This is a genomic window from Acinetobacter lwoffii, assembly GCF_015602705.1.
Lineage (GTDB): Bacteria > Pseudomonadota > Gammaproteobacteria > Pseudomonadales > Moraxellaceae > Acinetobacter > Acinetobacter lwoffii_E.
In genome coordinates this window covers 1,588,033-1,600,336 of record NZ_CP059081.1, presented here as the reverse complement: position 1 = coordinate 1,600,336, position 12,304 = coordinate 1,588,033, and the positions used below count along the sequence as shown (strand labels likewise).

Sequence of the window (12,304 nt, the reverse complement as noted above, 5' to 3'; positions counted from 1 at the left end):
ATACCACGAAATTAACTTGGTACTCAAGATAGAAGTCCAAACTTAAAAAATTCTTAATTTTGTGCAAAAGAATGTAAAAGCTATGTGTATAAAAAATCCAGAGAACGGCCGGTTTTTTTAAGAGCATTTTAAGATTGAAAATTTAAGTTAATCCTATCTCTCTATTGACTGAATCTGCTTTATGTCTTCCTACCGATCACCTTATAAAGGTACCTCAGGAACGCAGCGTATTTTTAATGCGACCCGTTATTCCCTGGCTGGTTTTAAAACCGCCTTTCAAAATGAGGCCGCCTTCCGGCAGATCCTGCTGATTAATCTTATTTTGATTCCTCTAAGCTTTTGGATGCCGGTTACCCGGGTTGAGCAAGCACTGATGGTCGCCGTGTGCCTATTGGCGTTGATCATTGAACTGATTAACTCAGCGATAGAGGCAGTGGTAGACCGGATTTCCATGGAACGGCATGAACTGTCTAAAAATGCCAAGGATATGGGCAGTGCGGCTCAGTTTGTAGCACTCAGTTTAATTGCTCTGACCTGGGGCATCATTTTGGCTGGTCATTTGATTTGACCTCTGCTCTTGCTACTGCCTGAAATGGACAACTTAAAAATGATCACTGACCGTTCCCGGTTTTTACTGACCCAAACTTTACTTTTGATCTTCAGTTTTTTGATTCTTCTCAACTTCTTTGACATTGGAGGAGTGCTGGACTTACAGCTCATCTATCCCTTTATCGATGATCATGGTCAATTTCCCCTTCGAAAACAATGGGCACTGGCAGAACTCAATCATCGCTATGTGAAAGACCTGCTGATTCTGGTGTATATCACATTATTACTGGCCTGGTTGGCATCACTAAAATGGCAGAACTGGCATACGCGGCGCTGGGAATTTGGCTATTTCTTTAGCATGGTGGTGCTGACCACGGCCTCGATCGGAATTTTAAAATCTCAGTCGGCCCATGCCTGTCCCTGGGATATGACCATACCTACCCATAACGGGATTTTGTGGGATTTTAGTGCTACTGCGGGCCACTGTTTTCCTGGAGGGCATGCATCTAGTGGTTTTGCGTTGATGGCTGGTTATTTTGTTTATCGCATTTCTAACCGCAAGCGTGCTTATTTTCTTCTGATCGCTGCAGTAATTTTAGGGTTGACCATGGGCTGGGCACAAATGATGCGCGGAGCACATTTCCTGAGTCATAACCTTTGGACTGGCTGGATTATCTGGTGCATGAATGTCATTGGCTATACGCTGTTTAGCCATAAACTCCCCATAGAAAAGACCACTCCTATACTCTCTAGTATCAGGCAACCTTAACTCCAAAAAAACCAGAAGCTTATTCGCTTAGGCTTCGATTAAAGGAAGCTTGACCTGTACACAAAGGCCACTCAGATTGGTACTTCGCGAAAATTCTAGTGTTCCACCCAAGCGCTCGGTGGCTTTATCTACAATGGATAAACCCAAACCGCTGCCAATTTCTGCATGGTTATGTATCCGGTAGAAGCGTTGCCGGATCTGAGTAAATTGAGCAGGATCTATCCCTGCCCCACTGTCTTCAATCTGTAAAACTGCCTGCTGGCCTTGCTGGAAAATCGACACATTAATTACACCATCCTTCGGGGTATATTTAATCGCATTATCAATTAAATTATAAATAATCGAGTGCAGGGCCGAAGCTTGGCCCTGAATCAACAGTTCCTGCTGCTGTTCTACTCCTAAATCAATGTCTTTCTGTAGCGCCAGTTGAATCAGTTCTTCGATACAGGTGACTGTCATTTGATTCAGTGATAGCAATTGAACAGGTTCTCTTAAACCTTCGGTCACATCCTGTTTGGCCAGACTTAATAACTGGTTGACCAGATGCTGCATACGCAAAATGCCTTGGCTCAAATTATGGATAGACTCGCTTTGAGGAAACTGCTGCAGCAAAATTTGTAGCTGTAAATTCAACGCCGTCAGTGGCGTGCGTAATTCATGCGCAGAATCTGCTACAAATTGACGTTGTTCCTGTTGGGCCAGAGAAATTCGGCCAAACAGATAATTCATTTCCTGAATGGTCGGTTCCAGCTCCAGGGGATAATCTTTCATTGCAATTGGCTTTAAGTCTTGTGCCTTGCGGCTGGCCAATTCAGTTTTAAAATCATTGAGCGGCTGAAAATTTTTCCGGATCATCCAGCCTAAGCCAAATAATGCAAAAGGTAAAAAAAGCACATAGGGAAGAAACATATTGGCTGCCAGTTCCAGCGCCAGTTCCTGCCGGACATTTTGCTGCTGGCTCACCTGAATCTGTAATTGCTTAGCAGGAATAATATAAGTTAACCAGGTTCCATATGGCGTTTGATGCTTGTAGAAACCTGCTTTCCTGACCGGTGCCACCAGAATATCTTGCGGATGGAAGGAAGTGGCTGTATCTGTATAGGACCAGATATCTACAAATAAATCTTCTTCACTGTATTGTTTGGATAGATCGATTTGACTCTGCAGGGGCTGCGGATGATTTTCTGCAATACGCTCTGCCAGACTTTGCATCTGTTTATCCAGTACTTCATTAATTTCTTCGAGCGCAATCCGGTATGCCGAAAAGATCAGCACACAGCCCAGTACTACGCTAAATAATGAAATATAAATAACCAGACGTTTTTGCAAGGAATAACGTTTCTGCATGGCGCTCATCCTAAGCGATATCCTAGCCCACGTATGGTACGGATGAAGTCTTTTCCTAATTTTGCCCGCAGATGATGGATATAGACTTCTACCGTATTACTACTGACATCACTATCAAAGTCATAAAGCTTGTCTTCCAGATCATTCTTGGAAAAAATTTTATTCGGATGATTTAACATGGCCATTAAAATGGACCATTCCCGGTTGGATAATTCTATAGCCTGTCCATTAAACAGAGCGATATGCTGCTCTAGATCTAGTTCCAAACTGCCGTGTGATAATTTCTTATTCGTATCTATCCCGGTATTTTTTAAACCACTACGGCGTATTAAGGCATGAATACGGGCCAGCAACTCGTCAAATTCATAAGGCTTGATTAAATAGTCATCTGCTCCCTGATTCAGCCCATCTACCCGGTTTTGTAACTGATCCCGGGCGGAGATAATCAGCACCGGTAAATTCGGAAACTTCTGCCGGATATTTTTCAGCACCAGCATGCCATCCATCATCGGCAAGCCTAAATCGAGCAGCACAATATCGTAGACCTGCTGCTGTAACTGTTTTAAACCCTCAATCCCATTATTGACCCAGTGCACATCAAACTGATGCAGCTTGAGCAATGTTTCAGTCGACTCGGCAATCATAAAGTCATCTTCAATAATCAGTATTTTATGCATTTCAAGCTCTGTTCTTTAATGATGGTGAGCATTGTGCAAGCATATCATTTTTAGCTTCAGTCACTTGCGTTTTTATATCCAGCATACTTAATAAACTGGGGAAAAGATGATCTTGACTACGGGCCTGTCCGGTCTGTGCTTTAAGACAGCTGACCTGATGAGTATTCTGCTGCTTCCAGGCGTCGGAGAACCACATCAACATCGGGACATGAGTTTGCTGGGTCGGTGCCATGCTATAAGGTGCACCATGCAGGTATAAACCATGCTCTCCGGTGGATTCTCCATGATCAGACAGGTACCAGAAACCGGTCTGATATTGAGTTTGCTGCTTTAAAGTTTCAACGATCTGGGCAAGAACATGGTCTGTATATACAATCGAATTATCATAACTATTCTTTAATTCTTCTGTACTGCAGCCCTGAATGGCATTGCTATTACAGGTTGGTTGAAATGGTTGATACGGCGTTTTGGAACGCTTGAAATATGCCGGCCCATGACTGCCCATCTGATGTAGCACAATTAACTGCAGTTTCGGGTTACTTTTATCCAGATGCGCCAGATAATCTTTCAGGCTATCCACCAGAATTTCATCAAAACATTCACCACCAGCATCACACCACTTCTGTTTCAATTGTGCCGGAATCTGATACTTTTGTACCCGGTCACAGGCACCTTTACAGCCTGAGTTATTATCAATCCAGGTCACCTGATACCCGGCGCGCTGGGCAATATCCAGCAAACCTTCTCGGTGGCTGGCTAGCTGCTCATCATAGGCCTCACGTGGCATGCCCGAAAACATACAAGGGACTGAAACGGCTGTTGCAGTTCCACAGGAGCTGACCTGATTGAAATTAATCACCGCTAACTTGCTCAGTTCAGGATTGGTATTGCGCGCATAGCCATTTAAGGCAAAACTCTCGGCACGTGCAGTTTCTCCAACAACCAGCACCATCAATTTGGGGTGCTCCTGCATTTGGGCCTGCTGTAACAGATGTGCATCTTCGCCAAAAACCACCAAAGGCAAATTTGCTTTGGGTGCTTTCTTTTTATAATAAGACAAAGTAGACGCAATGCTGTTTTGTGGAGAAAGCATGCTCTTCAGATCACGATGCTCTCTGAAGATGGCTGCATAATCGACATAGAAACAGAATAATAAACCTAGAATCAGTCCAAGTGAAACTACACTGCTCAGGCTTTTATGCACCAGCTGATATCCAAGCGATGTAGGCTGAATTTGAAGCATCCAGACGATGCCGAGTGGAAATATTACAAATCCCAGTGTCCAGATGATCAGTCGCATTGACCAAAGATCACGGACTTCACGGGCATCAGTTTGCAGCATATTCTGGATCTGGTCAGGCGTAATAACGACCCCCAGACTATTGACAAAATAAGCACTAAAACCACCCAGAATGATCAGGACACTGGCCAGTATTTTGGCGTTCCATTTCCAGTTCAGCCACTGTAATACCAAGTTGTAAAAGGCAATGATGATCAATGCCGTGGCGGCCACTAACAGACCTGCTTTCAGATTGGCATAAGGCGTAAATTCATGAATTTTCTGATAGAAAGCAAAGTTTAGGATCAGTCCTAGCCAAATAGCCAGTAACATATTGAAGCCTGAAAGACTGATCGACTTTTTAGGTCGCTGACTAAAAGAAGACGAATGGGAAAACAGCTTCAGCATGATCCATGGCTCAAAGACTTTAAGATGCTTTAGCCTAGAATCTGAATCTTAAAAATGACTTAAAATGATTGGATCATTTCATAATATATGCAAACCAGCCCTTCTTTATTTCAAACTCAGAAGAATAAAGATAAGTCCTAACATATGTAGAATCTGGCTAGGTGCAAAATACAGAAAAAACTTCCATCCCCCGGTCACAAAAGAATTGATACTTTTAGACACCGCATGTGCCGCAAGTCCAATCATGACCGCATAAATTAAAGTCAGGTTGTGAGGATTTCCCTGTATCACTACACCTGCTACAGCAGCATGCACTTCAAATAAAGAGGCTAAAAAAGTTCCTAAAATTAAGCCGCTATCCCCCAGTAAAAGATTCGCGCCGTAAATCCCTGCCTGGATTAAGGTTAAACTGACCGCAATAATTACCGCTTCTTTTATACTGAACATCCGGCTATCAATTTCTTGTATTTCATTGATGGTCGTACTGTTATCCGCTTGGGGAGTTCGATAAATCAAGAATCCAGCAGCAATACATAAAATTCCGATCCCTACCAAACTCGGAATCAGCAGGAACTTGAACCATTCTACGCTCACTCCCAGAACAATCAGCAAAAGCTGTAATAAGGTGGCAATACAGGAGATCAATCCAGCACCTGCATTTAATTTTGCACTGGCCCGCCCGGATCGGACTTGCATACCCAAACTGGCAATTGTGGCCGTACTGGAGACAAATCCCGAGGCTAAGGCAGATAAAATGAGAGCCTTATCATTGGACAGGATTCGTTTTGCCACATGTGCCATGGACTGCACAATCAAGATTAAAATGAGTAGTTTAAGGATGATATAGGGGTTCAGTACGGCGCCCCACAAGGGCTTATTGGGCATGACCGGCAACGCAATCAATATCAAAGCCAATAAAAGTAGCCCGTCTCTTAACTCATAGCTTTGGATCGTTTTTCCAGCAAATTGATGCAATGTCTGTTTGCCCATCAGAATGATCGTGAGTAGAACCGCTATCCCTGCAGCAAGTGGGATATTCCACACACAAATAGCGCCAATGATATAGGTCATTAAAAAAGCCAGTTCAGTGGTAGAGCCGATATCGACAGCGCGAACATAGGCTTAAAAAGATTATTTTTAGGAGATTTAAGCTTAGAAATATCTCACATCTCAATATTTGCGTGGTTGAACATAAAAAAACCTGGAAAGATGCTTATTTTGTTTTTAATCGCCGGTCAGTGTTCTGATTTACGCAATCCTATGCCCAGTTAATTGAAATTTCATAGAACACCTTGCTGTTTTATAGTCCAGCTAAAGGTCACGACACAGAACCCATTATGAATACAAATATCGCTACTTTTAGTCCCGACTTACCAGTCCATATGACATTCGAGGAACATGACTGGCATCTCTTGGCTCAGCACTGGTATCCGATTGCTCTTGCGCGTGATATTACAGATCAGCCAACAAGTAGCATGCTGCTTGATATGCCTCTGGTGATTTATAAAATGAACGATGAACTGGTGGTGGCGAAAGATGTATGTCCGCATCGCGGTGTATCTTTAAGCTTGGGAAAAAATGATGGCCAAGGCGTGGTGTGTCGTTATCACGGTTTACGCTTTGGCAATGAAGGTAAATGCAACCGTATTCCTGCACATCCTCAGCATAAAATATCGGAGCGCTTCCATCTGAAAACCTATGCTGCTGTAGAAAGGTATGGCTTGATCTGGTGTTCATTAAGCGCTTCAAAGGATGCAGAACCTCATATTCCTAACATGCCTTTTTGGGAGGATGCTGAATATCAGCAACTGGTCTGCCCTCAGATAGACATTCAATGTTTTGCAGGAAGACAGCTCGAAGGTTTTATTGATGTGGCACATTTTGCCTGGGTGCATCCAGATACTTTTGGCGATCCGGACGATGTAGAAGTTCCTGAGTATAGTACGACAGAAACGGAGGTTGGTTTTAACGCAGATTACATCAGCAGTGTAGGACGTTATCCGATTGGAACCGAGCAGCGGTCAGGAAGATTTTAAATGGTTACGTCATTTCGAAGTGAGCCTACCCTTTACTGCAACACTTACGATTCATTTTCCAAATCATGCCAAGCAGGTCATCATGAATGCTGCTTCACCCATGACTGCGCGTTCAACACGACTTTTTGCGCCCATTTGCCGTAATTATGATAAAGATTTACCGGTTGAAGATGCCTACGCATTTAATCTGAAAATTTTCGAAGAAGATCGTTTAATTGTAGAAAATCAGAAACCTGAATATTTACCTTTGGACTTATCTTTAGAAGCTCATTTTCCGGCAGATCGAAGCTCAAGTATGTACCGAAAATTACTACGTAAACGGGGATTTAGTCCTTTATTTGCCGCTTAAAATTTTATTCAAAAGAAAGATTCATAATAAATAACCAGGGTTAGAGCTCCTCTGATATTTAAAAATTAATTGGGTTATATATTGATTTCTATGAGGATACATCTTGTTATATAGCCTCATAAGCCTTGTATTCTGGTGAAGATAAGGCCTTTTAGAACGATAAAGAACTTTAAGAAGATAAAATTAGTTTTTTATTAAAATAGGTATATAATAAATAAAATCACTTTACTTTACTATTTTAATAAAATTATGGATCAATATTGCACACTGCAGATTTATCAGGAAGATGAATGGCTGGATTGCGCTATTGTTGAGATTGTCGGTCAACAACAAACTGGATGGCAAGCAGCCACGCGCACATCATATCTATTTGAATATGCTATTTCTTATATGAACCTAAGCGATGGGCATGCGCTAGCCTATCATTTACCAGTAAATGTGCAAAATACCTTGCAATCTACCTGGCCGGCCTTCCTGATGGATTTGTTACCTCAAGGTTATGGTCGTAAAGAATTACTCCTTCAGCTTAATTTTTCTGAAAATACTCAGGAACAAGCAGACTGGGCGCTTTTAAAAGCGGGTGCAGGCAATCCGATTGGTAATTTACGGATTAAAGAGGCTTATGAATGGCTACAGGGGCAGTTCCCTGTTCAGCAGAATCATGGCTTTAGTCTGGACCAAGTCGTAGAACGTCAAGAAAAATTTATTGAATCCTTGGCCTCTTATGGACTTTTTATTGCCGGTTCTTCTGGTATTCAGGGCGAGTGGCCAAAATTACTGCTGACCCAAGGTCACGATGACCTGTTCTATCTGGATCACACGCTGACAGATGATCAGGTCAAACAGCATTGGCTGGTGAAATTCAGCCGTGGCAGCGATCAGAATCTAGATAAAATTTTGATGCACGAAGCCTTATATATGAAAATTGCCCAATACCTGGGACTTCGTGTTCATCAGGAACTGGAGCTGCATGGTAAGACTTTATTTATTCCCCGATTTGACCGTAAAGTCAGCGATGGGAAGGTTGAAAGAATTGCCCAGGAAAGTATTGCTTCTCTGGGAGGAAAAGCCGGTTTTGGGGTAAGAATGATCCATAACCAGATCTGTAGCCTGTTGATGCAATGCTGTACTGAACCAAAACAGGAAATCTTTGAATATTTGAAGCGTGATCTTGCCAATGTCGCTTTAGGCAATAAGGACAATCATACCCGTAATACAGCGATTCAACGTTTCAATAATGGAATCATTCGACTAACCCCATTATTTGATTTTGCGCCGATGTGGCTACATCCAGATGGTATTGCCCGAACTACGCGTTGGGAGCGAGATGATCATGGTGGTATGCCAATTTGGCATTCAGTCATTGAACAGATCGCCGAAAGCACGATGATTGATCCAAAAGAAATCAAAGCGGTGTTAATCGAACAATTACCACTTTATCAGGGATTACTCGAGCACATGCAGTATCTGCAATTGGCACCTGAAATTCTGGAAAATAGCCAGTATCGAATTGATAATATTTGCCAACAATTGGAGGAGCTGAATTATGGATAAACGCTTCAAGCCACTGACTCCGATTCAACAGATGCAAAAGAGATTGTCTGTACTTGAAACCGTCAGTAACAATCCTGACTGGCCTTTTCATCAGGTTGCTCGCTTCATTCGTACCGAGTTGCACCTCACACTCAACGATATGGCTAAAATTACCAAGATTGCTCCCCAGACTCTACAGAAAATGGAACAACCTGAAGGCAATCCAACACTCAAGTCTATGCAGAAATTACTGGATGCTTTTGGTTTAAAGTTAGAAATCAGGGTTAAATCCTGATGAGAAGCTGATGCTTTAATTGATATTTGCGGGAATTTTAGAGAAGAAGAATGGTTTAACAACTGAAAATATGCCCTGCTCCAATCTGTCTGTTAAATCCTTGCTCCATCACAGGAATCCCGGTTTAAATTAAACGCGGGATTCACTGGAGGCTGATATTTTCTTATCAGTTTTTTAATGAATACGTTTACTTTTTAAACGTCATTATGAAGAAATATCAACACAGAGATATTTCATTTCAAGATATTCATCCATACCGAATTTGGACCCTTCACGGCCTAATCCTGATTGCTTGACTCCACCAAATGGCGCAACCTCATTAGAGATAGCTCCGGTATTGATTCCCACCATACCGTATTCTAAGGCTTCGCCTACACGCCACTGACGTGCTGTACTTTGGGTAAATACATAGGTGGCCAGACCGAATTCCGTATCGTTCGCCATCTGAATTGCTTCTTCTTCAGTCTTGAAGCGGAATAACGGCGCCAACGGTCCAAAAGTTTCTTCTTTTGCAATACGCATCTGCTGGGTGACTTCAGTCAGAAGCGTTGGTTCGAAGAATGTACCGCCCAGATTTGAGCGCTGTCCACCGGTTTTCACCTGTGCACCTTTGCTCACTGCATCAGCGATATGTGACTGCACTTTTTCAATCGCAGCCTCATCAATTAATGGACCTTGGGTAGAAGCTTCATCACGGCCATCACCGACTTTCAGCTTGGCAACGGCAGCCACCAGTTTTTCTACCAGCGCATCATAAATGCCATCTTGTACATAAATCCGGTTCGCACAAACACAGGTCTGTCCACTATTACGGAATTTACTGGCCATAATGCCCTGTACAGCCTGTTCAAGATTGGCGTCATCAAAGACCAGAACTGGCGCATTGCCACCAAGTTCTAAGGAGAGTTTTTTGATGGTCGGCGCACATTGCTGCATCAGGATACGACCGACTTGAGTTGAGCCGGTAAAGCTTAACTTTTTCACGGTTTCGCTTTCACATAAGACCTGACCCACTGCAACCGCATCACCACTAACATGCAGCAATACATCTTGTGGCAAACCTGCGCGCAAGGCCAAAACTTCAAGCGCATAGGCGGTTAAAGGTGTTTGTTCAGCCGGTTTAACCAGCATGGAACAGCCAGCAGCCAGAGCTGGCGCGGCTTTACGGGTAATCATCGCCGCCGGGAAATTCCATGGCGTGATCGCAGCTGTTACCCCAATCGCCTGTTTGATAACCAATAAACGTTGATGGGCAAGCGTTGGTGTCAACACGTCACCATCAATACGGCGCGCCTGCTCGGCAAACCAGCGGATAAAGGAAGCGGCATAACCAATTTCACCACGCGCCTCAGCCAGTGGCTTGCCCTGTTCAGCAGTCAGGATCTGAGCCAAGGACTCTTTATGTTCCTGCATCAGATCGAACCAGGCCCAAAGCACATCCGCACGTTCAAGAGCTGTCTTGGCTTTCCAGGCTTTCTGGGCTTGCTGAGAACGAACAATCAGCTGTTCTACAGACGCCCGGTCATGGGATTTTACCCAGGCCAAAGTGGCTTGGGTTGCTGCATCGTTGACTTCAATATATTCACCCGTGGCAGGCTGATCGAAGCTGATATCAGGATGCTGTAATAAATCTCTATATTGCGCTTGAAGCATGATCATTACTCTTTCATTAGGCTGCGACAGACAGTGCAAACCCTTGTTTCAAGATAGCCAATCCCGCACGGAACTGTTCTGCCGGAATTGTGAGCGGGTATAGGAAACGGATTACATTACCATAACGACCGCAGGTCAGGATTAACAGACCATTTTGCATGGCATGGTTTTGTACAGCTTTTGCCTGTTCCGCGGTTTCAAGCTCAACTGCCACCATTGAACCCAGTGCGCGAATATCTTTGACCATGCTAGATGACATTTTCAGTTCATGTAAAACATCAACCAGTTCTGCGCCTAGATCATTCGCTCTTTCACAAAGCCCTTCTTCTTCAATGATATCCAGTACCGCATGGGCAGCCGCAACAGCAACCGGGTTACCTGCATAAGTACCGCCCAATCCACCTGGATTTGGTGCATCCATGACTTCAGCACGACCCACAACGCCTGAGATCGGGAAACCGCCGCCCAGACTCTTTGCCATCGTAATCAGATCTGGCTTGGTTTCATAATAATCCATCGCAAACAGTTTACCTGTACGCGCAAAACCAGACTGTACTTCATCAGCAATCAGTAAAATGCCGTTTTGATCGCATAGGACACGCAAGCGTTTCAGGAATTCTGCAGGCACCACATTAAATCCGCCTTCGCCTTGTACAGGCTCAAGCACAATTGCTGCTACGTCATGCGCAGCAATATCTTCTGCGAAAATGTCTTCAATGCTTTGCATTGCATCATCAACACTAATGCCTTTGGATTCCACCGGGTAACGGGCATGGAAAACACCACAAGGCATCATCCCAAAGTCGCGTTTATAAGGTGCAGTTTTACCGGTCATGGCCATCGTCATGAATGAACGGCCATGAAAACCATTACCAAAAGTCACAATGCCATGACGGCCAGTATGGGCACGGGCAATTTTAACTGCATTTTCGACAGCTTCAGCACCAGTCGAAAAGAATGAGGTTTTTGCAGCACCTTGGATGGGAGCGCGTGCATTGATACGTTCTGCCAGAGCAACGTAACTCTCGTATGGTACAACCTGATAAGCCGTATGGGTAAATTTGGTTAATTGTTCAGTGACCGCAGCAATAATTTTAGGGTGACGATGGCCAGTATTCAGTACGGCGATTCCGCCCGCAAAGTCGATATATTGATTGCCTTCTGCATCCCAGATGGTCGAGTTTTCTGCTTTTTCCGCGTACCATTGACACATGACCCCAACACCACGTGGTGTCGCCTGCTGTTTACGTGCATTCAGTGCTGAGTGTTTACTGTCCATTTTGTATCCTCATTCTTGATTCATACGTTGTAAATTTTGCTATCCGGATTTTGGGATAGAAATTTGCCAAAGACTGGCTGATGTTGTTCATTTTGCGCTTTTATGCGTATGAGACGAGAGCCACTTTGCA

General features: G+C 43.7%; 9 protein-coding genes and 2 pseudogenes. 5 read left to right on the top strand and 6 right to left on the bottom strand.

The window, feature by feature from the left end:
* Positions 1–181 precede the first annotated feature (181 nt).
* Positions 182–568: a diacylglycerol kinase gene (locus H0S56_RS07690; protein ID WP_195724778.1), complete on the top strand. Its 387-nt coding sequence runs from the start codon at positions 182–184 to the stop codon at positions 566–568.
* Positions 569–607: 39 nt separating this feature from the next.
* On the top strand, positions 608–1,318 hold the full coding sequence (locus tag H0S56_RS07685) for a phosphatase PAP2 family protein (RefSeq protein WP_120385344.1): 711 nt from the start codon (positions 608–610) through the stop codon (positions 1,316–1,318).
* Positions 1,319–1,345: 27 nt separating this feature from the next.
* On the opposite strand, the gene H0S56_RS07680 is transcribed toward H0S56_RS07685, so the two are convergent.
* The 4 genes and pseudogenes from H0S56_RS07680 to H0S56_RS07665 all read right to left on the bottom strand — a co-directional run.
* Entirely contained in the window at positions 1,346–2,665 is a 1,320-nt protein-coding gene (locus tag H0S56_RS07680) for a sensor histidine kinase (protein WP_195724777.1), read from the bottom strand.
* 5 nt (positions 2,666–2,670) lie between these two features.
* Positions 2,671–3,342, bottom strand: a complete 672-nt coding sequence (locus H0S56_RS07675; protein ID WP_005100414.1) for a response regulator transcription factor — start codon at positions 3,340–3,342, stop codon at positions 2,671–2,673.
* A gap of 1 nt (position 3,343) precedes the next feature.
* Positions 3,344–5,029, bottom strand: coding sequence for a phosphoethanolamine transferase (locus tag H0S56_RS07670; RefSeq protein WP_195724776.1), 1,686 nt, complete (start codon positions 5,027–5,029; stop codon positions 3,344–3,346).
* Positions 5,030–5,134: 105 nt separating this feature from the next.
* Positions 5,135–6,133: pseudogene (locus tag H0S56_RS07665) on the bottom strand (DUF4010 domain-containing protein); the annotation flags it as partial.
* Between the two features lie 233 nt (positions 6,134–6,366).
* On the opposite strand from H0S56_RS07665, the pseudogene H0S56_RS07660 reads away from it, so the two are divergent.
* The 3 genes and pseudogenes from H0S56_RS07660 (at position 6,367) to H0S56_RS07650 (ending at position 9,242) form a co-directional block, all read left to right on the top strand.
* A pseudogene (locus H0S56_RS07660) lies at positions 6,367–7,414 on the top strand (Rieske 2Fe-2S domain-containing protein).
* Between the two features lie 249 nt (positions 7,415–7,663).
* Positions 7,664–8,968, top strand: coding sequence for a type II toxin-antitoxin system HipA family toxin (locus H0S56_RS07655; protein WP_195724774.1), 1,305 nt, complete (start codon positions 7,664–7,666; stop codon positions 8,966–8,968).
* Positions 8,961–9,242, top strand: coding sequence for a helix-turn-helix domain-containing protein (locus H0S56_RS07650; RefSeq protein ID WP_004280265.1), 282 nt, complete (start codon positions 8,961–8,963; stop codon positions 9,240–9,242). The genes H0S56_RS07655 and H0S56_RS07650 overlap by 8 nt, the downstream gene beginning before the upstream one ends.
* A 204-nt stretch (positions 9,243–9,446) precedes the next feature.
* On the opposite strand, the gene H0S56_RS07645 is transcribed toward H0S56_RS07650, so the two are convergent.
* Together H0S56_RS07645 and gabT are read right to left on the bottom strand one after the other, a co-directional pair.
* Positions 9,447–10,895, bottom strand: a complete 1,449-nt coding sequence (locus H0S56_RS07645; protein WP_195726066.1) for an NAD-dependent succinate-semialdehyde dehydrogenase — start codon at positions 10,893–10,895, stop codon at positions 9,447–9,449.
* A 16-nt stretch (positions 10,896–10,911) separates the two neighbouring features.
* A complete protein-coding gene (gene gabT / locus H0S56_RS07640; RefSeq protein WP_195724773.1) occupies positions 10,912–12,174 on the bottom strand; it encodes a 4-aminobutyrate--2-oxoglutarate transaminase in 1,263 nt (420 codons plus the stop codon).
* Positions 12,175–12,304 lie beyond the last annotated feature (130 nt).